General features: G+C 65.1%; 20 protein-coding genes. 13 read left to right on the plus strand and 7 right to left on the minus strand.

The features are described from left to right. The first annotated feature begins 434 nt into the window (after window positions 1-434). The 4 genes from OIE68_RS02385 to OIE68_RS02400 all read left to right on the plus strand — a co-directional run bounded on the left by OIE68_RS02385 (window position 435) and on the right by OIE68_RS02400 (window position 3715). Window positions 435-1658, plus strand: coding sequence for an FAD-dependent monooxygenase (locus OIE68_RS02385; RefSeq protein ID WP_327097749.1), 1224 nt, complete (start codon window positions 435-437; stop codon window positions 1656-1658). A gap of 150 nt (window positions 1659-1808) precedes the next feature. Then, complete coding sequence (locus tag OIE68_RS02390) at window positions 1809-2111, plus strand: hypothetical protein (RefSeq protein ID WP_327097750.1); 303 nt, start codon at window positions 1809-1811, stop codon at window positions 2109-2111. Window positions 2112-2378: 267 nt separating this feature from the next. Next, window positions 2379-2696, plus strand: coding sequence for a DUF222 domain-containing protein (locus OIE68_RS02395; RefSeq protein WP_274750416.1), 318 nt, complete (start codon window positions 2379-2381; stop codon window positions 2694-2696). 266 nt (window positions 2697-2962) lie between these two features. After that, window positions 2963-3715 carry a HEAT repeat domain-containing protein gene (locus tag OIE68_RS02400; RefSeq protein WP_327097751.1) on the plus strand — a complete coding sequence of 251 codons (753 nt, stop codon included), beginning with the start codon at window positions 2963-2965 and terminating at the stop codon, window positions 3713-3715. A 538-nt stretch (window positions 3716-4253) separates the two neighbouring features. On the opposite strand, the gene OIE68_RS02405 is transcribed toward OIE68_RS02400, so the two are convergent. The 3 genes from OIE68_RS02405 to OIE68_RS02415 all read right to left on the minus strand — a co-directional run bounded on the left by OIE68_RS02405 (window position 4254) and on the right by OIE68_RS02415 (window position 7921). After that, window positions 4254-5216, minus strand: coding sequence for an NADP-dependent oxidoreductase (locus tag OIE68_RS02405; protein WP_327097752.1), 963 nt, complete (start codon window positions 5214-5216; stop codon window positions 4254-4256). A 251-nt stretch (window positions 5217-5467) separates the two neighbouring features. Continuing rightward, window positions 5468-6154 (minus strand): alpha/beta hydrolase, encoded by a 687-nt coding sequence (locus tag OIE68_RS02410; RefSeq protein WP_327097753.1) that lies wholly within the window; start codon window positions 6152-6154, stop codon window positions 5468-5470. A 276-nt stretch (window positions 6155-6430) separates the two neighbouring features. Next, entirely contained in the window at window positions 6431-7921 is a 1491-nt protein-coding gene (locus tag OIE68_RS02415) for a wax ester/triacylglycerol synthase family O-acyltransferase (protein WP_327097754.1), read from the minus strand. A gap of 822 nt (window positions 7922-8743) precedes the next feature. On the opposite strand from OIE68_RS02415, the gene OIE68_RS02420 reads away from it, so the two are divergent. Then, window positions 8744-8977: a hypothetical protein gene (locus OIE68_RS02420; protein WP_327097755.1), complete on the plus strand. Its 234-nt coding sequence runs from the start codon at window positions 8744-8746 to the stop codon at window positions 8975-8977. A 289-nt stretch (window positions 8978-9266) separates the two neighbouring features. On the opposite strand, the gene OIE68_RS02425 is transcribed toward OIE68_RS02420, so the two are convergent. After that, window positions 9267-9869 (minus strand): hypothetical protein, encoded by a 603-nt coding sequence (locus OIE68_RS02425; protein WP_327097756.1) that lies wholly within the window; start codon window positions 9867-9869, stop codon window positions 9267-9269. Between the two features lie 442 nt (window positions 9870-10311). On the opposite strand from OIE68_RS02425, the gene OIE68_RS02430 reads away from it, so the two are divergent. Then, complete coding sequence (locus tag OIE68_RS02430; RefSeq protein WP_327097757.1) at window positions 10312-11553, plus strand: lipase family protein; 1242 nt, start codon at window positions 10312-10314, stop codon at window positions 11551-11553. 256 nt (window positions 11554-11809) lie between these two features. Here the strand turns inward: OIE68_RS02430 and OIE68_RS02435 are convergent, their stop codons facing one another. Then, a complete protein-coding gene (locus OIE68_RS02435) occupies window positions 11810-12559 on the minus strand; it encodes a hypothetical protein (RefSeq protein WP_327097758.1) in 750 nt (249 codons plus the stop codon). Window positions 12560-12938: 379 nt separating this feature from the next. On the opposite strand from OIE68_RS02435, the gene OIE68_RS02440 reads away from it, so the two are divergent. From OIE68_RS02440 to OIE68_RS02470, 7 genes are all read left to right on the plus strand, one after another. Continuing rightward, complete coding sequence (locus OIE68_RS02440) at window positions 12939-14807, plus strand: peroxidase family protein (RefSeq protein ID WP_327097759.1); 1869 nt, start codon at window positions 12939-12941, stop codon at window positions 14805-14807. Then, a complete protein-coding gene (locus OIE68_RS02445) occupies window positions 14804-15928 on the plus strand; it encodes a catalase family protein (protein ID WP_327097760.1) in 1125 nt (374 codons plus the stop codon). The genes OIE68_RS02440 and OIE68_RS02445 overlap by 4 nt, the downstream gene beginning before the upstream one ends. 113 nt (window positions 15929-16041) lie before the next feature. Next, window positions 16042-18642 carry a helix-turn-helix transcriptional regulator gene (locus OIE68_RS02450; protein WP_327097761.1) on the plus strand — a complete coding sequence of 867 codons (2601 nt, stop codon included), beginning with the start codon at window positions 16042-16044 and terminating at the stop codon, window positions 18640-18642. A gap of 359 nt (window positions 18643-19001) precedes the next feature. Next, entirely contained in the window at window positions 19002-20192 is a 1191-nt protein-coding gene (locus OIE68_RS02455; protein WP_327097762.1) for an anion permease, read from the plus strand. A gap of 13 nt (window positions 20193-20205) precedes the next feature. After that, window positions 20206-20496, plus strand: coding sequence for a hypothetical protein (locus OIE68_RS02460; RefSeq protein ID WP_327097763.1), 291 nt, complete (start codon window positions 20206-20208; stop codon window positions 20494-20496). Between the two features lie 4 nt (window positions 20497-20500). Further along, window positions 20501-20809, plus strand: a complete 309-nt coding sequence (locus OIE68_RS02465; protein ID WP_040700866.1) for a DUF3349 domain-containing protein — start codon at window positions 20501-20503, stop codon at window positions 20807-20809. 8 nt (window positions 20810-20817) lie between these two features. Beyond that, complete coding sequence (locus OIE68_RS02470) at window positions 20818-21138, plus strand: DUF3349 domain-containing protein (protein ID WP_327097764.1); 321 nt, start codon at window positions 20818-20820, stop codon at window positions 21136-21138. Between the two features lie 21 nt (window positions 21139-21159). Here the strand turns inward: OIE68_RS02470 and OIE68_RS02475 are convergent, their stop codons facing one another. Continuing rightward, window positions 21160-22800, minus strand: a complete 1641-nt coding sequence (locus OIE68_RS02475) for a GMC oxidoreductase (RefSeq protein ID WP_327097765.1) — start codon at window positions 22798-22800, stop codon at window positions 21160-21162. 243 nt (window positions 22801-23043) lie between these two features. After that, entirely contained in the window at window positions 23044-23520 is a 477-nt protein-coding gene (locus OIE68_RS02480; RefSeq protein ID WP_327097766.1) for a GNAT family N-acetyltransferase, read from the minus strand. Window positions 23521-23731: the final 211 nt, after the last annotated feature.

Here is a 23731-nt window from a genome sequence, read left to right on the forward strand (position 1 = left end):
ACCGTCGCGAACCCCCGGACCGAGAATCGCCCCCGTCAAACGCAACACGAACCCGACCGCACACGGCCACTGCGGAGACAAGCCACACCTTCGTGACCATCGTGCTCGACGCGGGAGTCGGCTTGGAGACGTACAGATCGCCGCCCGTCATGCCGACCCGCGCACGCCCATGCGCTACGACCGAGCCCGAACGAAGCTCGACCGGCACCCGAACTACATTTCGGCCGCCTACATGGCCTCCGGCACATGACATTTCAACCGTGCACTACCTTGCCGAGTTCAGGGCGTTCGCAGGAGCGTGGACACGATTTCGGCTGCACCGATGACTTTTGCGTGGATCCGTCGTCGATACCTCTGGATACACCGACAGCGGTGAGTCAGGGCAGGAACAAACGATCCGGGACAGTGATCCGGACGGGCGAGCAGGAGGCGCAATGAGCGGTACCAGGGTGTTGGTGGCGGGGGCGAGCATCGCGGGGCCCGCGCTGGCCCACTGGCTGCGCCGGCGGGGGGCCGAGGTGACCGTGGTGGAGCGGGCGCCCGAGCTGCGTCCCGGTGGGCAGGCAGTGGATGCGCGTGGGGTGGCCAAGGAGGTCATCCGGCGGATGGGGCTGGACGCGGCGATACGCGCGGCCCGCACCGAGACCGCCGGCGCGTACACCGTGGACGCGGACGGGAACGTGCTGGAGACCTACCGCGCGGACGACGACGGCGGCGACGGGTTCATCGCGGAGATCGAGATCCTGCGCGGGGACCTGTCCCAGGTGCTCCACGACGACACCCGGGACGGTGTCGAGTACATCTTCGGCGACCGCATCGCCGAACTCACCCAGGACGCGGACGGGGTCGACGTGACCTTCGCGGGCGGGGATCGGCGGCGCTTCGACCTGGTGGTCGGGGCGGACGGGCTGCACTCGGCGCTGCGAGCGATGGTCTTCGGGCCGCGGGAGCGGTTCGTCCGCCACCTCGGGCACGTGCTGGCCTTCTACAGTGTGCCCAACGAGTTCGAGCTGGACCGCTGGCTGATCGACTACCAGGAGTCCGGGCGCTCCGCCGGGCTGCGTCCCATCCAGGACGCCACCCGGGCGATGGCTATGTTCTCCTTCCCCTCGGCCGACCTCGACGTCGACTACCGCGACGTCGCGGCCCAGAAGCGCCTGCTGCGCGAGCGAATGGCCGGCCTGGGCTGGTTGACCCCGGACATCCTCGCGCACTTGGACGACACCCCGGACTTCTACCTCGACCAGGTCGCCCAGGTGGTGATGGACCGCTGGTCGAGCGGACGGGTGGGGCTGCTCGGGGACGCGGCGTTCAGCTCGTCGCCGATGTCTGGGCAGGGCACCGGGCTGGCCCTGGTCGGCGCCTACCTGCTGGCTGGAGAGCTGGCTGCCGCCGGGTGGGACCCGGAGGCCGGGTTCGCCGGCTACGAGAGGCGGATGCGCTCGTTCGTCGAGGCCAACCAGGAGATCGGCCGGTTGAACGCGCGCAGCCGCGACGTCCCCGGGCCGGACGCCGAGCCGAGCATCGATTTCGACAGCGAATGGTTCACCGAACTGGTCGAGCGTGCGATCAACGGCGTCGAGCTGCCCGACTACGCAGGGGTGCCGGACTCCGGGGCCCCGGCCGGACCGCCGATCACCTCGTCGACCAAGTCGTAGGCGTCACATAACGTCCCGAGCAGGACTGTTGACTGGCAGACGACTTCACGAACATCCGCATCTGCCGAATTGAGTATGGTGCCGGGTCTTGAGCCTGTTGTATCACCCGGTCCATCAGTGCTCGGAGCGGACAATCGAGCGAAGAGAAGAGTGATGACTGATCCCAGTTGGCAGCTCGTGCGGGCAGATGAAGTCATCGGCGTCCTGGCTCAGGACGACGTGGACATGTACTGGACAGACTGTGTGTTCGAGCCTGGACCTGGATGGGCGGATCTGCAGCCGTTGTTCGCTGTTTCGCGTGACGCTTGGCAACGTGGCGACTCGAATGCGGCCGTCGAAGCCGATGAGGCGATACAGGCACTGGGACTTGTCCTCGTGCCGATCGGTGGCGGGCCGCCGCTGAGAGAATTTCTCATCCGTATCGACGGAGACAAGGCCCGCTTTCGATACTGATCGCGCTGCGACGACGCGCAGGCAGATGAGGCTGCCGATGTCCGCTCATGCCGCTGTGCGCGCTGAGCGGAGCGGCCTGCGGTACCTCAGAAGATCAACGGGCAGAGCGTCGTACGACCGCCCGCAGTGCGCGCTCATGCCGAATGCCGTGCGAATGCGCCGCGCCGCCAGGTCGCCAACAGCGCACCGACAGTGTCGCCAGGCTCGGGCATATCCAGCAAGCCGAATTGTCGAACATATGTTCGATGATGGGGTAGGCTGGTTCGGGTGAACATACATTCGATCGCGGCGGCGCCGGATGCTCCAGCACCGGGATGGCCGGAACTGGCCGATGTCGATTTGCTGCGCACCCTCGTCGAAACCGAACGCCGTCGGAGGCGACTGGATGCTGCCATGCGCGCGGCCGTCGCCGAAGCCGAGCGTCGTGGCCTCGCCGCAGACACCGGCTATCGGGACACCGTGGAGCTATTGACTGATCTGCTGCGGATCAGTGCCCACGAAGCGCGCCAGCGAATCGAATACGCGGCTCCGCAGGCCCGCTCGCGTTCCAGAAAGGTATGGAGGGTGCTGGCGGCAGCAAGCTGAGGCCGAGCCCGCTGCCTCGACCTCTATTCGGAGGGCCGCGAGGACCGACTGCACGTTCACCGTGTAAGCGCCAGCACGGGCCGCGTCCACTATGGCTCGTTCCGAAAGGCGCTGTATCACCGGAGGCGGGCGGTTCGAAGCGGCCATGCGGCAGGACTGAAAGATCAACGAGCCGAGCTCATCTCGACCGGACGAACGCACTGATCTGCCGATATGCGCGCACGATATCGTCGTTCTACCGGCAGGGGATCGCTATGGTTTGCGCTGTGGCCCTGCTAGTGCACCTGACACCGGAGAAGGACGCTCGGCGAATCCGCCGTGCGGGCATCACAGCGCGTGGCTTTGGGCGCGGAGTGTTCTGTATGCCGGTGATGCCGTCCTATGTGCTGTCGCATCAATGGTTGCGCGAGCTGCGCCGCGGCGGGCAGCGGCTGATCATCGCGGTGAATTTCCGGGTACCCGACGACGAACCCGTCCTCGTTGGACACTACTCGGCCGCCAGCACGGAAATGACTGTGGCCGAGGCCGTTTCGGTGATTCTTCACGCCGAGGACGCGCGCGGATACCAGATCGTCGTACCTCGTTCGATCGCCCCCGCCGAGCTGCATCGAGTTCGGCATGTACGACAGGTGACGGGGTGGCGGTATCACCCGAACGCGCACGGTCGCCCACCCTGTGCCTGTCCTGCGTGCCTGGGACCTGGAGAATTCAAGGCCGCCGACCTTCGCCGCCGGTTCCCCACCGAACCCCCGGAGCTCACGAAACCTCAACTGCTGGACCAATTACGTAACGCGGGCAACGATGACGAGCTGATCGACGCCCTCTACGGCTTGGGCCGTCGTAGTCGTGGTGATGTCGCCGACATCGCGCACCTGCTCGACCATGCCAACCCCGAGGTCCGTCACGCTCTCGCGTTGGCATTGCACAGTTACCGTGGCAGCGAGGCCCGCCGACTGGTGGCCCTCTTGGCCGCCGATCCCGATGCCGAAGTACGTGACGCGGCGACGACGCGACCATAGCCATCCGCGGACCTTGCTACGACCAAAGATCAGCGACTCAACCACGGCGGGAGTTCGCAACAATCGCATCGTCGGATCGAAGAAGAACACGGCCTGAACGTGCCAGCGGTCCCGACGCGCGGTAATGCCGCATACCGCGCTGACCAAACCGGCCACGCCGCGCTGCAAGCCAGACCTGTTGCGAGAGTTTCAGACGACCGCAGTTCACCTTTTCCGGGCAAGAACTGTTGCGGCACAACATGTCCTGCGCAAGGTGCATATTGCAGGTTTGAATACTGTTCATCCACCACCGACGGCGCCAGAGTCCGGGGCCAGGTAGTGATCGCCGAAAATCCAACCCGGGTCAGGCGGCGCCGGGGTCGACCTCGCGGTGGTGCACGCCGAGGTGAAGACCGCGGAGCTGGGCCACGTCCCACATGTCCACCAGCCGCATGACCCGCACGTTCCGGTTCCGGCGTTCGGTCTCGCCGGAACAGTGCCCACGGTAGCGGCAGTCCGGAGACCACGGATCTTTCCGTCCGGGTGATGGATGTGCCGGTCAGGGAATCAGCACGAGCTTGCCGGGTGCGTGTCCGGCGATGCCGACCTCGTGGGCTTTCGCGGCCTGGGCGAGCGGGAAGGTGGTATCGACGATGACGCGCAGCGCGCCGGACCCGGCCCGCTCGACGAGTTCACCGCGGGCGGTGCCGCGGACTTCGGTGCCCGCGTCCTGTCCCGGCCCGTAGCCGAGCAGCTTGATGCCGGTCGCGGCGCGGCGTGGCGACCCGGCGATCGAGGCGATCCGGGTGCGGTCGGCCACCAGCTCCAGCGAGACGTCGAGCGCCTCGTCGGTACCGGCGAAGTCGACTGCGGCGGTGATGCCCTGCGGCGCGGCGGAGTTCACCCGGTCGGCGAGCCCAGGGCCGTAGACGACGGGGATGGCGCCGAGCTCGCGCAACAGTGCGTGGTTGCGCTCGGCGGCGGTGGCGATCACCGTCGCACCCCGAGCGGTGGCCAGCTGCACTCCCATCAGGCCAACCCCGCCGGCCCCGCCGTGGACGAGCACCGTGTCGCCGGCATCCACGCCGGCGGCGTGCAGCGCGTGGACGGCGGTGGTGCCGGTCAGCATCAGCGACCCTGCCTGGGCCCACCCGATCCCCGCGGGCTTGGTGAAGATCGACGTGGCCGGGGCCGTGACGTAGTCGGCGTAGGCGGCCGTCACGGGGTACACGATGACCTCGTCCCCGACCTGCACACCGGTTACATCCGCACCAACCTCGGTGACGACGCCCGCGCACTCCAGACCGATCGATGGCATCGAGGCGGCGACCCCGGCGGCGTCCTTATGGTCGTCGTCCACGGCGTGGAAAGCCCCGCTGTAGAGCTTCCAGTCGATCGGGTTGACCCCTGCGGCCCGGACCTCGACGACCACGCCGTCGGCGGCCGCGCGCGGAGTCGGCACCTCGGTTATGGCGAGCACATCGGGTGTGCCGTAGGCGATCGGACGCACGATTCTGGGCATGACTGGGCTCCTGTCCTGGTGGGGTGACAGTCGGCACTGCCCGGCGAGGGGTGGCGCGACCGATTGGATGTCTCGTCGAGAGCGGCACATCCGCTGTCGAGAACTCCTGAGGATCAGTATTGACCCACCAAGGCATGATCTGCAGCGCAACATTGGCAAGGAATACTTGCGTGGCATGCAAGAAGTGGGCATTGGAACAACGACCAACGAGGTGTGGGGGATGACTTTGGGCATCGAGCGCCCGCGATGGTTCAGTCCTGGGACTTGAATTCCTCGACGATCTTGGTGAGTAATGCCGGATCCTCGAGCATCGGGAGGTGGCCCGTGAGCATCTCGCGGTGAAACTTCGAACCCAGCTCGGCGGCGTGCTTCTGTTGTTCTGCGGCGAGGATCACGCGGTCCGACGTAGTCACGACATATCCGCTTCGTGCCGGGAAGGTGCGGGCCGACACGCGATCTCGATAGAGGCGCGGTGACTCCGGCGCGAACTCCTCGACGATGCGCGCGGTGTCGGCGTCGCCGAGCCCGGAGCACAATCCAGAACGAATTGCCTTTTCGGGAGGCTTGGTTCCGGCGAACCGCATGATGAGGCCCATGACAAGTCGTGGTGGTAGCGGCATCGCGTCGAGGTATGAGGTTCCGGTGGTCGGCACGGATACTGCGATGCCGAGCAGTCCGTCGATGCGCTCAGGTGCGCTTGCCGCGATCTCACTTGCGACGACCCCACCGATCGAGTGAGCCACGATTGTGAATACCGGGCCGGGTGCCTGCGCCAACGCAGCGTCGACGTAGTCGCGCAAGGTCGCGTCGGCCTGTCGTGGGGAGGTCGCGACGACCGATTCGACAGGTAGTGAATCTCGAACGTCATCCCAGATCCAGGCCGGAAGCCCGGCGCCACTGAGGAATAGGATCGGCGTGGTCTGCGGGTTCGTGATCATATGCGCTCCTTGGCGGCTGCGGGGTGCGTTCGCAACAGTAGCCAGAGGGGCCGACAACGCCCTATCGCTCTCGACGGCGCAGAATATGGGTCAGACGGCTGTCTTTCATCGATCATGGGTGCTGGCGCGGGCCTGACGTAGCTGTTCGTGGGCCAACGTGAGTGACTCACAAAGTGGCTGGTTCTCCTTGCGCAGCTGGGTGATTCGTTCGTGGGCCAGGGAGGGGGTGCTGACCACAGAGGTCGACCTGCGGAGACGGTAGCTGCGGGTGAGCGGCTATTGAACTAGTTCGGCGAGTGCGTCTCGCAGGTAGGAGGCGATGTTCCAGACGTCGGGGATGGAGTCGGTGCACGCGAGGATGCCGAAGTCGAGGTGGCCGTTGTAGGACATGACGGTGATATTGAGTGGGCCCGATAGGTCGGTGAGTACGGAGATGGGGTAGGTCCCGGCCACCTGAATTCCTCCGGCGTACAAGGGCATCTGCGGTCCGGGCACGTTGGAGACGATCATGTTGGCCAGTGGGAGTGCGGGGGCGGCGACGCGCAGGAGTAGGCGGGTGGCCAGGCCGTGCAGGATCTGAGGTAGGGCCGCGGTGGCGTAGTGCAGCAGGGCTGGTGGGGTGGTTTGGAAGCGGTCCTTGGCGGCGAGCATTGCGGCGTGGGTGAGTTTCATGCGGTGTTGTGGATCGGGTTCGCCGATGGGAAGTTCGCACAGCATGATGGAGAACTGGTTGCCCGCGGTGCCGAGTTGCTCCTGGGTGCGCACCGATACCGGGATGGCGGCCACGGCCGGGTCGTCGGCCGGTGCGTCGTGGTCGAGTAGCCAGCGGCGAAATGCGGTGGTGCACAATGTCATCACCACGTCGTTGACAGTGCCGCCGAAGCTGTTCTTGACCTGTTTGACTGTGTCGAGCGGTAGCGAGACGAACGCGAAGGACCGGTCGGTGCCATTGGGGCCGTTGCCCGGCAGCGTGGAAGTCACTTTGGGCATGTCGGCGAGTGCGTTCGGCAGCATCGGTCCAAGGCGCATCGGCAGGCGCACCCGATCGGCTTGGCGGGTCACCGTGTGTGCGATGCCGCGGCCGACTATTTCGGCGGGCTTGGGCGTTCGTGCCAATCGGAGGCCGTCGGGCGGTGGCGGCACCGGCTGGGACTCGGGCACGATGTCGAAGAGTGCGGCCATGACCTCCGCTCCGGACACGCCATCGATCAATGCATGGTGCACCTTGGTGTAGATGGCTTGGCGGCCTTCGGCCAACCCCGAGATCAGGTGGCATTCCCACAGTGGTCGACTTCGGTCGAGTGGCTGCGCGTGCAGGCGGGCGGCGAGTTCGGCGAGCGCCTGGTCGGTGGAATCTTCGGGCAGGCGCGTATCGCGCACGTGATATCCGAGGTCGATTGTGTCGCTGTCTTCCCAATAGGGGAGGTCCAAACCGAACGGGACGGTGCGCAATCGCCACCTCAGGGGTGCGGTCAGATGGAGTCGGCTCGCGATCAATCGCCGCAGTACCGTGACGTCCAGTGCGCTACCTGCGGTGGGTGGTTCCAGCAGCGTGACCGACCCGACGTGGAGCAGCATGGTGGGTGATTCGGCATTGAGCAGTAGGACGTCGAGCGAGCTGAGTTGCCGGGACGGCCCGTTCTCACCCGATAACGGAATTCTTTGCGACGGTTTCGCTGGTTCAGCGGGTGTGCCGGAGGCGAGTTGGCCCGGTGTCATGATGCGGACGTCCAGGTGGCGGGCGGGTTTCAGGTCGGCGTGGGACATGGGGTCTCCGCGTTTCGCTGGGTTCAGGACAGAATTCCGATTCAGCTCGATGGGCGGTGATGGTGCCGCGCCGCACTTATGGTCTGTCGGTATCTGTGGGCGCTGAGAACCGTTCGAGCCGCTCCGCTCTTGCGGTGACGCCGACGTCCGTGTCGAAGACGTGTCATTGAGCTTAGTGGCCGGCGGGGCGCTGTCGGTCGCGATCGTGTGCTAACTACGTTAATTCTGTGCAAACCTGCGACTCCCGCTTTTACTCGCGGGTGTGTCGGTACTGCGTCAGTTTTGGCGAACCAGCGCAGAGCATCAGGGACGGCACACAATTCTGCTCGGTGAGGTCGGTGTGCCGATGCGGGAGGCGAATCTGCGTGCCTGGTGGAAATTGGCTCGCCTGACAGTTGACGCGCGTGAGCGCCGGGCAACTCCCGCGCCGGATTGCCAGCGGGCAATGCCGAACCCGTAACTGTATCAACGGATTCGGCGCACAGCGTGTGCGATACGACCGCCGTTGACGATCTATCCGCGTTGCACGGCCAGATCGCAACTGGTGCCGGAATTGGTAGTCCGGACCGCGGCCGATGGGGCACTACGGCCGGTTTGCTCGCGCGTGCGGTTCTCAACTTGCCAATCGTTAAGGTTCCTGCAAGGCCGACTGGCGAGGATAGTGTCCCAAACTGGCGATCGATTAATGGATTTCATTGCGCTCAGACTCTGATGAGGGCAACCACGATTCCTTCATCGACGTGCGCGACCTGGCCGGCTGTCGCCGAGATCGCCGGCGAGGACTAGTACCTGCACGTAACCACCGAAATCGGAGAAACCCCAATGCATAACACCAGATTCCGCGTCACTGGGATCAGCGTAGCAATCGCAGTAGCCGCCGGATTGGGCCTCACCGCGTGCGGTAAGACGGAACGCTGGTGCGAACGAGACCAAGGCGATGTCGTAGTCGAAAACTGGCACTGTGAGCAGAATCTGGCGGGCTACGAGTGGGAGCCCGACCATGACAAGCCGAAGACAAAGAAGAAGCCGATCAAGTCGAAGAAGCAGAACAGATGACCGACTGCGGCTCGGATGAGTGACTGTCTGACCGGCTGGCCTCATTCGACGGACACTGGGTGGACAGCGCAATCCCGAACCAGCGAATCCGCGCGGCGGCTCGATCCCTGGAAGTTATTGAACGAGTGGAGCGTTCGCGTGCGCGAAGGTGTGAGCGTCGTACGCTGGCGCGTCAGCTAGGTCGCGTACTACGGCAATCGCTGAGGGTGTGCGAGCACTCGGCGTGTTGGTGAATCTCGTTATCGGAACCGATTCCGGAGGCGGGCACCGAATCGGCGTCCGGGAAGGACTACCGCGGCGGCCAGGAGGTGTGCGGTGGGTACTGGTGTTGGGGGTATTGGCCGGGTGGTTGTTGGGCGGGTGGTTGCTGCCACTGCGGCGGGGTGGGGGTGCGCGGCGCGGACGACCGGGACGACGCGATGATCGCGGTCACCGAAGCGACCAGGGCGAGTAGTGCGGCCGGAATGCCGAGGGCGAAATCTTTGACCTCGGCGTATTCCGAGTGCCGCGCCATACCGATCACGAATGAGAGACCCGGGGCGAACAGCGCACCCGCGGCGACGGCGGCGAGTGCACGGAAAGCGCCGTTCTTGGCACCGGCGCCGGTCACCAAGGTAATGGCCGCCAGCATGGCGATCGCGGCGATGAGCAGGAACGGGATCTGGTCCCCGAAATCGAGATATTCGTTGGTGAATCGCCAGATTCCCGTCAGAAGCGCGGACAGTACGAGCAGCCCTGCGGTTACCCAGTCCAGTGGTGAGGCGCCCGCCCGCGGCGGTGCACCGAACCCGGGCGGCGGATACTCCGGACGCTGCTGCGGGTACGGGTACCCCTGCGGATTAGGGTAATTCCCTTGCGGCGGAAACGATTCGGGTTGATGTGGCGTAACCACGGCGAACTCCTTGCTGACCCCCGGGGCCGACGTGCAATCGATCAGGTCGGTCCGGCAACCATACCGAACAGGGACTCAGTTCTACGACCCGACATAAAACTCCTCGTTGGGCAGCCGCGCTAGGCCGTGTCCGTCGCCCGGGATTACAAGTCCTCGACCACGATCACACCCGAGCCGTCAGCCCGGCGATGCCCCAACTTCCGTCGTGTGTCGGCAGCGATGGACCGATCGCAAAGGTCCCCGCTGTCCGAATGGCTGTCGCGGGCACACGATCTCGACGAGCTCGCCGCACCGACGCTGAAGTTTGCCTACATCCAGTACGTAATGCTATTTTCCCAGCGCATCGGCTATTTCCCGCGTATCGCTGAAAGTTTGCCGATAAGGTCGCACGTGAGCTCGGACTTGCTGGTCAAACGAATGCCGTGAACTACCCATGGAGGTCATGGTCGTGACTCGTCGGTTTCTTCGCTTTCTCCGCAGCAGGCGCAGTGGTTCAGTACGGGTCCTGAGTGCGCTCGGTAGTGTGGCACTCGGGCTGCTGCTGGCGACGACGGCAACCGCAGAACCGTTGTATCCGCAGCCCGATCCGGACCCGTTCTTCGCCGCCCCGGCGGATCTGGCGGCGCACCGGCCTGGTGATGTGCTCGACGTGCGGGCGCTGCCGCCCGCGGTCCTCTTCCCCGGCGCCACCGTCACGCAGGTCGCATTCCGGTCCACCAACTCGCAGGGCGCGCCGATCGCGGCGACCACCACGATCCTTACCCCCATCGGCCATCAGCCCGACGGGCCGCTGCTGTCGTATCAGCACTTCATCAATGCGCTCGGCACCGCCTGCTCGGTATCGCACCAGCTGTACACCGGCGATCCGAATCTGGTTACCACGGCGTCGATTTTGAACATGGCGCTGGCGCAGGGCTGGAGTGTCGCGCTGCCGGATCATCTCGGCCCGAACTTCGCTTTCGGCGCTGCGCGTTTGGGCGGCCAGATCGTTTTGGACGGCGTCCGCGCGGTGAAACGGCTGCCCGAACTCGCCGTGCAGGACAGCCGGGTGGTGCTGGCCGGTTACTCCGGCGGCGGCATGGCTACCGGATGGGCAGCTGCGCTGCAGCCGTCGTACGCGCCGGAACTGGAGCTTGCGGGCGCGGCCATCGGCGGCGCTCCGATGAACATGGAGATAATGGCGGAGGCGGTGGGCATGGAGACGCATCCGGCCTTCGGGCTGGCCATGGCGGCGGCGATCGGCCTGGAGCGGGAGTATCCGCAGCGGATGCCGGTCAGCGCGTATCTCAACAAGCGCGGCTTGGCAGTCCGGGACGCCATGGCCAACAGCTGCACCAACCAGATTCTCGTCACCGGTGTCGGCGGCAGCGCCCGCGAATACCTCGCCAGCACCCCGACTGCTGCACTCCCGGAAGCTCGGACGGTGTTGAGGGAGAACAGTCTGGAATTCTACGGTGGGGTGCCGGAAATACCGGTGTTCGAATGGCATTCGCCGACCGACCCCCTGATTCCGATCGAAGCGATCGACCATGTCGACAGCCGCTGGTGTGCGGCCGGGGTGCAGCTGCAGACGCTGCAAGTGCCCGCGTTCGAGCATCTGTCGGCCGCGGTGATCGGTGCCCCCGGGGTGCTGCCCTGGCTGAACGCCCGGATTCTCGGCGAGCCGGCACCCGCCACCTGCTGACGGAACCGAAGCAGCGCGATACTCGACGGACGGCCCTTATTCCAGTTCGCAGAGCGGAAATCGACTTCGACTGACACACGGGCGAGAGTGTTGGTCGGGCCGAGGACTACTTCGACATCGACCCCGTCTATCGACTCTTCATTTGGCCGGTCGACGTGCGTGATGTCGTCAGCGGACTGAACTCGACGCCGTCACCAAGGCTGGTCGGCATCCGATAGCTGGGGGAGTGGCTCCAATAGGTTTGCCCGACTAAGGATCACCGGCGGATCGATCGTGCTGTCAACGCGGCGAGCACCTGCTGGGTCTTGGTATCGCCGGTCGCGATGCGCAGACCACGCCGACGCACCGCGGCCTCGAATTTGCGTTGTCGGTGGAGGGCGCGGTTTCGCACCTCGGTGTGTGACTGACCGTGTTCGGGAGTGACTCTCAGGGACAGCTCGAGCAGGTCGAGGCCGGCGATGGTCCAGCGTTCGGCGTCGACGTGCAGGTCCCCCACGCGCACCTTTGTCCACTTCGTCGACGCGATGGGGCCCATGGCCACGAGGCGGTCGACTGCTACCCCCGGAGGTGTGCAGCTCACCAGGAGTTGGCGCTGGGCGGTGTCCAGGACGGTGGTGACGTCGGCGCCGTGCACTGTCGCGTCGCGTAGGGATCCGGCCGGTCGGTCACTGACTGCCGAGGCGGACAGGACGCGGCGTTGCGCGTTCCAGTCTTCTTCGATGCGGTACCGCAGTGCATTGTCGGTGAAGGAGGTGGTCCATCTGCCGACCAATTGCGATGGCAGGCAGGGGCGCAGTTTGACGGTCAGGTCGTCGTTCTCACCGCTGCGTAACCGGATGACGATTCGGCTCGACAGCAGTGTCGGCGCTGTGTGGAGGCCGGTGGGACGGGGCTCCGCGAACCAGATGCGACGGTCGATCGCCGGCCGGCCCGTGCACTCCAGCCGGGTCAGTGCCGCCGCGACGTCGCCGTCGAGGTTGACCTTGATTTCAATCGGAGTGATCACCCGAGCGCCCCTTTCTCGCAGTTGCCGGGATCCTCCCGCTGTCCGGCAGCAAGCACCATCGAAGACAGCGTTGTCCAGCCGCGGCCGGTCGGCGCGCGTACCGCGCTACCCGATTGGGAGGCGTTGGCACCCGCTGCCGCGCGATGTCGGCGGCATACGGGGAGTAAGAGTCCGGATTGCTCGGAGCCGAACGGCTCGCCCGGGCGGGGGGTCGTCGCTGCAGAACAGTGTCGCGGTCCCGAGGGATCGGCACTCCTGCCGCGACGATCGGGTTTGGCGTAGTCGACTACTCGCGACTGGTGTCCGGTCGCCCCGGAGACTGGCATTCGAATTCGATCTTGGCGCGTCGCAGCTCGCGCCAGCCACGTGGAGGTTCGTCATGGTCAGCGAAAAGTCGGCAATTCCACCGCCGGTGACCAATCCGCCGCCGTCGCGTCGCCTGCCGCCCGTCACCCGGCTGTTGGTCGCGGTCGCCGAGGCGCTCGATCGCGGTGTCGGCTGGTTCAGGTTGCCCTCGCCGCTGGGGTTGGCCGTCCTCGTCGGCTTGCGCAGCCGCCTGCGCGCCGAGAATCTCTTCGACACCGGTCCTCATCCGGACGGTCCGTTGCCTACCGACGGGTCTGCTGTCGGCGAACATCTGCGCGCACGAACCGTCGACGGGACCTACACCACTCTCGCCGAGCCCCGCGCGGGTTCGGTCGGCTGCCGGTTCGGTCGCAACATCCCGCTGAAATACACCTACCCGGAAGATTCCGACCGGATAATGGAACCCAACCCGCGGCTGATCAGCCGGGATCTGTTGACTCGCGACCGATTTCAGCCGGCTACCACGTTGAATCTACTGGCGGCGGCCTGGATTCAGTTCGAGGTCCACGATTGGGTCAGCCACGGTGATAGCGATACGGAGCCCTGGACGATTCCGCTGACCGATCTCGATCCGTGGCCGGTGCCGCCCATGACGCTCCCGCGCACCCCCACGGTCCCCAGCCCCGAACCCGACGGCCCCCCGACTTACACGACCCAGGAATCCCATTGGTGGGATGCCTCCCAGATCTATGGCAGCACACCGAAATTCGCCGCAGCGCTACGGACCGGGGAGAAAGGGCGACTCCAGATCGATGAATCGGGACTACCGCCGCTGGATGTGGAAGGCCTGCTGGACCTGTCCGGCACAGCCGCCAACGCCTGGGTCGGACTCGCTCTGTTGCATTCGCTGTTCATGCGCGAACACAACGCGATCTGCGAGCGCCTGGCCCGCCGCTACCCCGATATGAGCGACGAGCAGCTCTACAACACCGCCCGTCTGGTCAACTCGGCATTGATCGCCAAGATCCACACCATCGACTGGACACCGGCCATCATCGCCCACCCCACCACCGTCGCCGCCATGCGCGCCAACTGGTTCGGCGTCCTCGGGGAGCGGATCGCTCGCCGGTTCGGTCGCCTCAGCGGCAACGAAGTGTTGTGCGGCATACCCGGATCCGCCACCGATGACCACGGCGTCCCGTATTCGCTGACCGAGGAATTCGTCGCCGTGTACCGGATGCATCCCCTCATCCCCGACGAATTCGTGGTCCGCAGCCTGGCCGACGACAGTGTCGTCGCCGAGCATCAGTTACCCGATCTGGGGGTCGCCCACATCCGCGAGCGTCTGGCCGAGACATCGATGGACGCATTGTTCTACTCGTTCGGCCGCGCCAACCCCGGTGCGCTGGCCCTGCACAATTATCCGGTCCACTTGCAGAACCTCGCCCGCCCCGGCCACCCGCTGATGGATCTCGCGACCGTCGACATCCTTCGGGTCCGCGAACGAGGAGTACCGCGCTACAACGAGTTCCGCCGCCAACTGCGCATGCCACCTGTCACCTCATTCGACGAGTTGACCGACAACGCGGTGTGGGCGCGTGAACTCGAGCGGGTCTACGGCGATGTGGAAGATGTCGATCTCATGGTCGGGCTCTACGCCGAGCCCAAACCACCCGGATTCGGTTTCAGCGACACCGCATTTCGCGTGTTCGTACTGATGGCCTCGCGACGGTTGTCGGGTGACCGGTTCTTCACCACCGACTTCCGTCCCGAGATCTACACCGAGGCCGGCATGGCGTGGGTACGCGACAACACCATGCGCAGCGTCCTGCTGCGTCACTTTCCCACTTTGGCGCCCGCGCTCGACGGTGTCGCCAACCCGTTCGCTCCGTGGCGCAGCGTCGGCCCGCTGCGTGAGCCGGAAAGGAAACGACCGCGATGACCGACCTGACTGCACCGCGCACGACCACCCGCTCCTATCTTCGCTACCGCGATGACCTCGAACGGCCGCGGCCCGACGAAGACCGCGACATCGATAAAATCATCGCGGTGCTGCGCAGCAACAACGAACGCGCCTATCGCAAGCACAAGCACGGGCTGCGCGACGCGCACGCCAAGAGTCACGGCATACTGCGCGGCGAACTCACCGTTCATCCCGGCCTGCCACCCGAACTGGCCCAGGGCTTGTTCGCCACCCCGGCCTCCTATCCGGTCGTCGCCCGGTTGTCGAGTACCTCCGGTGTAATCCGCAGCGACCAGCTGCGCGGCGTGCGTGGGCTGGGAATCAAGGTGCTCGGCGTGGACGGGCCACGCGCACTGCCCGGCGACGAGGCCACCACCCAGGACTTCATCATGGTCACCCACCGTGAATTCCTGTTCGCCGACGCCCACGCCTACTACACCAAGGGAATGCCCACCGCGTGGGTGCTGGCCCGGTTGCCCGATCCCGTCCTGCGCGCGGGCAGTACCGTCCTTTCCGCGCTCGACGCGCACGTGTTGCGGCGTATCGGACGTCCCCTGCCCCCCAACCTGGGCGTGTTCGTACGGCCCAACGCCCACATCCTGGGCGAAACGTTCTATTCCTCGGCACCCCTGCGCTATGGCGACTACATCGCCAAGATCCTGTACACGCCGGTTTCGCCGGAAGTCAGCGCCCTGACGGGTCAACCGGTGGGCCACGACGCCGGCATCAACGCCCACCAGGACATGGTCGTCGACTTCTTCGCCTGCCACAGCGCCGAATACGAGCTGCGCGTGCAGCTGTGCACCGACCTCGACACCATGCCGATCGAGGACGCCACCGTCGACTGGCCGGAAGCCGAATCACCGCACCGGACGGTGGCGACCATCCGCTTCGACCGCCAGGACCCCTTCACCCCGCAACGGCGCGCCTTCGGTGACGACGTGTTGTCGTTCAATTCCTGGCGTGGTCTGGATGTCCACCGGCCACTGGGATCGATCAACCGGCTCAAGCAGCGCGTGTACGAAGCGTCCAGCAACTATCGTCACAACGTCAACAACGCCCCCCGTCTCGAACCCACCCCCGACCAACTTCCACAATGACCACCGCGCCGCCCGCGCGATCGGCGGCAGGAGGCCAGGCCGGTACCAAGTCAGCGCGCTCGCCAGCGAAAACACGTCGCAGCACCGGCGGGCAAGATCTAGAATCATTGCTCATGGGGGAGCGCTGGCAACTGCTCGATCGTCCCGTCGAATACGAGGCCGTTCGCACAGCGTTGACGAGCGGAGATTTCGGCGGTGTCGTACTCGTCGGTGCCGCCGGGGTCGGCAAGACCACCCTCGCCCGACTCGTGACCTCGGCACTGGGCACCCCCGTCCGGTGGGCGGCTTGTACCGAGTCGTCCCAGGCCATTCCCTTGGGTGTATTCGCGCCGTGGATCGCCCCGACCGCGTCTCGCGATCCCATCGCACTACTCTGCTCGGCCAGGGAAAATCTACTCATCCACCAAGACACGGTGATCGGCGTCGACGACGCGTACCTGCTCGACCAGCTCTCCGCGACCCTGCTGCACCAGATCGCCGTCGACCGCGCCGCTCCTATCGTGGCCACCGTCCGCACCGGCGAACCAGTCCCCGATGCGGTCACGTCGCTGTGGAAGGACGGCTACCTCGAACGCATCGAACTGGAACCACTGACGAAACGGCAGTGCGTCGCACTCGTCGAGACCGTCCTGAGCGGCACCCTGGAAGGCCTCAGCGCCGACGTCATGTGGGAGTCATCGGGCGGAAATCCGCTGTTCCTGCGCAATATGGTCGAAGGCGCCGTCGAGGCGGGCACCCTGACCGAAGTCAACGGGGTCTGGCAACTACGAGGACCCGCCGCGGTGCCGTCCGGGCTGGTGGCCCTGCTCGACGGCCGGCTCGCCCGGGTGGGTGAGCCGGTCCTGGAAACCCTGAAGATGCTGGCACTCTATGCGCCACTCGACCTCGACGTCCTCACCGATCTCGTCGGCGAGGACGCCGTGGACGCCGCCGAGATCTCGGGTCTGATACGCACCAGCCGCGACGGCGGGTTTGTCAGCGCCAGCTTCAGCCACCCGCTGCTCGGTGACGTGGTGCGCCGCCGAATCGGCACCGCCGCTGCACGCAAGCGGCGGGGCCGCATCGTCGAGCGGCTGCGCGAGCAGGATCTGAGTACCGCCGCCCACCGCATCAGACTGGCACAACTGTGCGTCGACAGCGCCCAGCCCATCGACAACGACCTGTTGATCACCGCCGCCAAAGATGCTGTCGCCCTGTCCAACCTGTCGCTGGGCGAACGCCTCGCGCGCGCAGCATGCGAGCTCGGCGGCGGGCTGCCCGCGGCCGAAGTACTTTCCCGCGCCCTGCTGTGGCAGGGCCGACCGCAGGAAGCCGACAAGATTCTCGCCGACTTCGATCCGGACCGCCTCGATCAACTTCAACTCGTCCAATGGGGTGTTCCGCGCGCGAGCCTGCTGTTCTGGTGTGTGGGCGATGTCGAACGCGGCCATGAAATAATGGACCTGCTGGGCGACCGCGTCGAGCATCCCGCGCTGCGCCTCATCATCGATGCCGTGAACGCGACCATGGCGATACACGAGAACAGAATCGCTGTCGGCATCCAGGGCGCCGAATCTGTACTCGCCGAGGCGAACTCCCCGAAACAAGCTGTCGACTGGGCCGCGTTCGCCCTCGGCCTGGCGATGCCGGTCGCCGGGCGCGGCGCCGACTTCGCACCGATCGCGGCCCGCAGCCGGGCGCAGCAGAAGAACACCGACGGCATGATCCGGGTCATGGTGCGCTACGGCGACGTGCTGTCACTGACAATCATCGGCGAACTCGACCTCGCCGAGCAGCGGGCCACCGAATACAGCGAGTTCTCCTCCGCCGCACAGTTTCTCGGCTGGGCAATCGCTAAAATCGCGGGCGGTGTCGTAGCCACCTACCGTGGCCGCTTCCGCGAGGCGATCACCTCATTCGAACAAGCTCTGGCCGCACTCAACGCTGAAACCTCACTGCCCTGGAAACTGCCTGCGCAGTTGATTCTGGCCCGCGCCTATGCGGCGCTGGGCGACTCCCAACAAGCCGAACGGGTCCTCGGCGAGGCCGAGGAATACACCGGACCGCACCTGGCCCTGCACGAACCGCAACGCATGATCGCCCGCGCATGGCTGGCGGCGGGCTCCGGCAGTCAGCATTCCGCGGTCGAACTCGCCCGTCAGGCCGCAGCCATCGCCCACACCGCGGGCCAGTACGCATTGGAAGCCGAAGCCCTGCATCACGCCACCCGATTCGGCGACCGAACCCTCGCTGCACAGCTGGCCGCACTGGTCGGCCGCGTGCAAGGGTCCGTGGTGACGATCTACGCCCGCCACGCCGCCGCCGTCGAACACTCCGACACACGCGCGCTTTCCGCGGTCAGTGTCGAATTCGAAAGCGCCGGACTACTACTGGCAGCCGCCGACGCCGCCGCGCAAGCAGTACCGATCCATGACCATGCAGGCCAACGCCGACTCAGCGCCCAAGCCGCGGCCCGCGCCCTGGCCCTCGCCGCCCGGTGCGACGGAGCGACCACCCCCGCCATCGCATCCGCGGCCCGCCCCTTGCCGATCACCGACCGCGAACGCGAGATCACCGCCCTCATCACGCGTGGGCTGTCCAACCGCGAGATCGCCGAGCGGCTGTTCGTCTCGGTACGCACCGTCGAAGGCCACATCTACCGGGCCTGCACCAAACTCGACGCCGCCGACCGCGACCAACTCGCCAAACTGATCTGGGGCGACGTCACACGATAGCCACATGTGCGCGCACGCGGAGAACCTGACCGGAAAGTCGGACGACGAGACCTTCGAAAAGCCTCTTCGACTCCGCTGTGCAAAAGGTCCGCGACGCAACGTGACCCACGTCGTATCCGACAGCCGCGCCGCCGCCGCGAAGTTTTGTTCGGACAGCGGCGGAACGGTGGCTTCGAGGATGGCGCATGGCACCTGTCGTCCGGCACGCCGAGGACGGTAAACCCGTCGTCGTGATCGCGGCACCCGCTGATGGCCCGATGGGTGGTCCCACCTGTCCGGCTTCTTGTGGTCGGCTAAATAGTGGGTGAACAGATCGCTCCGCTGTAGCAGCCGGGATGCGCGCGCATGAAAATGGTTGGGTGAGCGCTGAACTGATCGTGCTTTTGATCGTGATAGTGACCGCGTTGGCGTTCGATTTCACCAACGGTTTTCACGATACCGCCAATGCCATGGCGACTTCGATCGCTACCGGTGCGCTCAGTCCGCGGGTAGCGGTTGGTATGTCGGCCGTACTCAATCTGATCGGAGCCTTCCTATCGGTCGAGGTTGCCAAGACGGTGTCGGGTGGGCTGCTGAATATCAACAATGTGCACCATATGGAGTTGCTGCACATCGTGTTCGCGGGTCTGGTCGGTGGGATTCTATGGAATCTGTTCACCTGGCTGTTCGGCATTCCGTCGAGTTCCTCGCATGCGCTGTTCGGTGGTCTCATCGGTGCGGCGGTGGCTGCGCTGGGGACCAGTGGGGTGATCTGGACCGGGAATGAGAAGACGGGTCTGATCAGCAAGATCCTGGTGCCCGCGCTGTTGGCGCCGTTCGTTGCCGCACTCGTGGCCGGGCTCGGCACGTTCCTGGTCTATCGGCTTACGCGTCGATCGGTCGAGAAGAAGGTGAACGACGGGTTCCGTTGGGGGCAGATCGGATCCGCCGCGCTCGTCTCGCTCGCGCACGGAACGAATGATGCGCAGAAGACGATGGGCGTCATCTTCATGGCGCTCGTCGCGCACGGCACATTCACCAATAGCGACGCGATTCCATTGTGGGTCAAGATCTGTTGTGCGGTGGCGATCGCTGCGGGCACCTACCTCGGCGGTTGGCGCATTATCCGCACCCTCGGCAAGGGTTTGGTCGAGCTCGATCCGCCGCAGGGGTTCGCGGCCGAATCATCCTCGGCTGCAATTATTCTCACGTCCGCGCAGTTCGGACTTCCGCTCTCGACGACGCAGACCGCGACCGGTTCGATCCTCGGTACCGGGCTCGGTAAGCCGGGCGCGGAGGTGCGCTGGGGCGTTATGGGCCGGATGGTTGTCGCGTGGCTGTTCACGCTCCCGCTCGCGGGTCTGGTCGGCGCGGTGTGCTGGTGGATCGCCGATCTGGCCGGCGGCCTGGGCGGCGTGCTCATCGACTTCGCGATTCTGATCGCGATGTCGGCCTACATGTACCTGCGGTCGCGGCGCAATCCGGTCGACACCAGCAATGTCAATGACGAATGGGAGGGTGGGCGTACGCCTGCGTCCAACGTCGAGGCCAAGGCCGGCGCGTCGGTCTGAGGAGGTTGGACTCATGGATACGTTCACCGCTATCGCCAAATCGCTGGGCGAGGTGACTCTGATCGCCGTCCTGCTTGGGACCGGGTTACCGGTGATCTTCGCGACCGGGATTCGGCTCTGGTCCATGGAGCCCGCCACCGCTAATGGTGCCGGTGCGCGCAACCAAGCCGCGCAAGTCGTCGCGTACCTCTGCTTCGCGGTTGTCATCGTCGCGGTGGTTTTTGGAATCCTTTATATCGCAAAGGATTTCATCAGCCACACCTTCGACATCCAGCTGTTCGGCGCCAAACCTCCCAAGAAATGAACCCATGACATCCAAAGCATCCATACTCGGATCGGTTCTGAACTGGCTGCGTGCCGGGTATCCGCACGGCGTCCCACCCGAGGACTACGTCGCGTTGTTCGCCGTGCTGCACCGCAAGCTGACCGAGGACGAGGTCGGTGAGGTTGTCGAACAGTTGATCGCAGCGGATACCGATGGCGTGATCGACCGGGGGCAGGTCCAGGACGCAATCGGCAAGCTCGCGCACGAGAAGCCGGGCGAGGATGATGTGAATCGGGTCGCGGCCCGGCTCGCCGCCGTGGGGTGGCCGCTGGCACACCCCTCCGACGCCTGATACCTCCTATGGCCCTATCCGATCTCCTCACCAGAATCGTCGCGTGGCTGCGGGCTGGATATCCGCACGGCGTGCCGGATCCGGACTATGTGCCGCTGCTGGCCCTGCTCTCGCGGCGACTGCCCGAAGCGGATGTGCGGCAGGTGGCGGACGCGCTGATCGAGCAGGGCGCCATACCGGCCGACCGGGTCGATATCGGCGTGCTCATCACCAAACTGACCAATGAGATGCCACTCGAATCCGATATCGCCCGCGTCCGAGCACATTTGCAGGCCGCGGGCTGGCCGATCGATGACGCCTGGCCCGACCCGGACGGGGACGAAAACTGACCCGCACGGACCGGCCGAGTGTCATGCCAGGTCGGTGGCGATGATCTTTTCGATATTGCGCTCCGCGAGGCCGGTAATCGTCAGGAATGGGTTGACGCCGGTGTTGCCCGGAATCAGCGACCCGTCGATGACGTAGAGCCCGGAGTATCCGTTGAGGCGGCCGTAGTTATCGGTGGCCTGTCCGAGCAGGCAGCCGCCGAGGGGGTGGTAGACGAAGTCGTCGCCCCAGACCTTGTAGACGCCGAACAGATCGGACCGATAAATCGTGCCCGCCTTGGAATTGATGGCATCGAATACGCGTTTCGCCGCATCGATCGAGGGTTGGGTGTACGACGCCTGCCAGGACAGATCTACCCCGCCGGTGGACGAGTTGTAGGTGAACTTGGCGCGGTTGGGGTTCTTGGTGATCGCCAGATAGAGGTTCACGCCGTTCTCGGTACTCGTTGGGAACGGGGCGATTTCGGCGAATACCGGACCGTTCGCATCGGCCCAGTTGTCGATGCCCATGCAGGGAATCGCGGATTGGAGAGCGCCGGTCAAATCCAGTCCGGCCCGGCCGACCATCACATTGCCGTTATTGCCCCAGCCCGCGCCGACCGAATCAGCCAGGTTGGGCAGCTTGCCCAGCGCCTTCATGGTGACGAGCAGCTTGCTTGTGCCGACGCTGCCCGCCGCGAAGAAGACCTTGTCCGCGGTCACCGTCTTGGTCGCCACCGTATTGCCGAGCACGTCGATCTGCGTGATGACCACCGTGTAACCGCTCGCGGCCGGTGCCACGCTGGTGACCTTGTGCAGCGGGGAGATGCTCAGTTTGCCGGTCGCGGCGGCCACCGCCAGATAGGTCTTGTCGAGTGAGCGCTTTCCGTAGTTGTTGCCATAGATGACCTCACCGGCCAGCGCCGAGCGAGTGACGGTATTCGCCTGCTCCTTCTGCATGTAGCTGAAGTCGTAGACATTGGGCACAAATGTTGTTGTGTAGCCTGCGTTATTGGCGGTTGTGCGACTGACCCGCGCGTATTTGTAGCATTCGGCGGATTCGAACCAGGCCGAGTCGACATTGTTGACGCCGAGCGCGGCCTGCGCGCGCGGAAAGTAGGTGGAGTACATCGTCGTCGCGTCGACCGATGGCAGGATCTGTTGGAAATAGTCCTGTTTCGGCAGCGGAGCCATACCGCCGTTGACCAGCGAGCCGCCGCCCACGCCACGGCCCTGATACACCCGCGTCGCCGCGAAATGCTCAGAATCGAGCACACCGGCGTCGCTCGGGCTGATGTCCCGGTTGATATCCGCCCCGACGAAATAGCCGACCGGCTGCTCGGTTCTGGTCCGGAACCAATACGAGCGCTCGTCCGGATCGAGCATGGTGCAGAAGACTTTTCCGTCCGAACCGGGTGTGGTCCAGTTCTGGCCCATCTCGATCATCGCCACCTGCTTGCCCGCCTGACACAAGCGCAGCGCGGCGACCGCGCCGCCGTAGCCGCTGCCGATGATCAGATTCGGCACGTGATCCCCGTTGCCGATGGGTGCCGCCGACGCCTTGGCGGTCCACGCGGCCGGGCTGAGCGCCATCGCCCCGGTCGCAATTGCAGTGCCCGCCAAGAATTTCCGGCGATTCATCCCTTGGCGAACGCCGGTGTTGGCCGAGGGGCGTCGGTCGTGCATGAGCGAAACCTTCCGATGTGAGGCGTAGGAGAGTGCCTCGAATCGGCAGACTGTAACAGGTTCTAGTTGAGATTTGAGCAAATTCTGATGTTGATGTGTCAAACCTGGACGGAGTACTTTCGAGGCGGCATCGACGCCTCAATGACATTGGGTCGCAACAAATGTCGATCACTGCATCGATGACTGTCCCGCGATGGCGTCGGAGGCGCCGCCGAACAATGGCTCGACAGCTGATTCCGCGGCTCACGAGTCCAGGTGTCGGCTCCGCAATCGGTATTCGAATATGCCTCGCGGTTCACCTGGCCCGAAATACTGGTCGTCATGTTCGACGAATTCGAACCCGGCCTGCTTGAACAAGGCCGCCGCAGGCTGGTTGTCGGGGCGCACCGTCAGGTAAACCACGTCGGCCCCATCTGTCCGACACTGCTGCAGCATGTGGTCGAGCAGGGCACGACCGTAGCCTTTGCCCTGGTACTGCTCGACCACCGCGAACGTGAACAGGAGGGCGCGGCCCGCCTTGTGGAGCGTCAGCGCATAACCGATCACCCTGCCGTCCAGCTCGGCCACCAGCCAGTCGGATCCGTGCAGGTCGTACAGTTGTCGCAGCATCAGATACAGGTACGGCTCGGCGAACACCTCGGCCTCGATGGCCGCGATATCTTCGATGTCGGCGAAGCGTGCCTGCCGGTATTGCGGCTGCGGCGCTCTTACGATGTCCATGAGCTTCCTAGTGCCAGGGCATAGGTCATCGCGGACCACTGCACCAAGAACGATACGCGGCTGACCCGTGTCTGTGAGAACGGCAGGGGATCGGATGCGGCGGCAGCGCCGTCGTTCGTCGAGGTTGCTTGTGCGCCAGTGATTTTCGGAAATTTGGGTCCGGCAGGCGTGTCGGGCCGGCTCAGTCGTGACAAGTCCGAACAGATCCGAG

Source organism: Nocardia vinacea, assembly GCF_035920345.1.
GTDB classification, from domain to species: Bacteria; Actinomycetota; Actinomycetes; order Mycobacteriales; family Mycobacteriaceae; genus Nocardia; species Nocardia vinacea_A.

Coding starts and splice junctions, on each gene's coding strand:
- OIE68_RS02385 (WP_327097749.1), top strand. CDS start 435: ATGAGCGGTACCAGGGTGTTGGTGGCGGGGGCGAGCATCGCGGGGCCC.
- OIE68_RS02405 (WP_327097752.1), bottom strand. CDS start 5,216: ATGCCCAGAATCGTGCGTCCGATCGCCTACGGCACACCCGATGTGCTC.
- OIE68_RS02410 (WP_327097753.1), bottom strand. CDS start 6,154: ATGATCACGAACCCGCAGACCACGCCGATCCTATTCCTCAGTGGCGCC.
- OIE68_RS02415 (WP_327097754.1), bottom strand. CDS start 7,921: ATGTCCCACGCCGACCTGAAACCCGCCCGCCACCTGGACGTCCGCATC.
- OIE68_RS02420 (WP_327097755.1), top strand. CDS start 8,744: ATGCATAACACCAGATTCCGCGTCACTGGGATCAGCGTAGCAATCGCA.
- OIE68_RS02430 (WP_327097757.1), top strand. CDS start 10,312: ATGGTCGTGACTCGTCGGTTTCTTCGCTTTCTCCGCAGCAGGCGCAGT.
- OIE68_RS02440 (WP_327097759.1), top strand. CDS start 12,939: ATGGTCAGCGAAAAGTCGGCAATTCCACCGCCGGTGACCAATCCGCCG.
- OIE68_RS02445 (WP_327097760.1), top strand. CDS start 14,804: ATGACCGACCTGACTGCACCGCGCACGACCACCCGCTCCTATCTTCGC.
- OIE68_RS02450 (WP_327097761.1), top strand. CDS start 16,042: ATGGGGGAGCGCTGGCAACTGCTCGATCGTCCCGTCGAATACGAGGCC.
- OIE68_RS02460 (WP_327097763.1), top strand. CDS start 20,206: ATGGATACGTTCACCGCTATCGCCAAATCGCTGGGCGAGGTGACTCTG.
- OIE68_RS02465 (WP_040700866.1), top strand. CDS start 20,501: ATGACATCCAAAGCATCCATACTCGGATCGGTTCTGAACTGGCTGCGT.
- OIE68_RS02470 (WP_327097764.1), top strand. CDS start 20,818: ATGGCCCTATCCGATCTCCTCACCAGAATCGTCGCGTGGCTGCGGGCT.
- OIE68_RS02475 (WP_327097765.1), bottom strand. CDS start 22,800: ATGCACGACCGACGCCCCTCGGCCAACACCGGCGTTCGCCAAGGGATG.
- OIE68_RS02480 (WP_327097766.1), bottom strand. CDS start 23,520: ATGGACATCGTAAGAGCGCCGCAGCCGCAATACCGGCAGGCACGCTTC.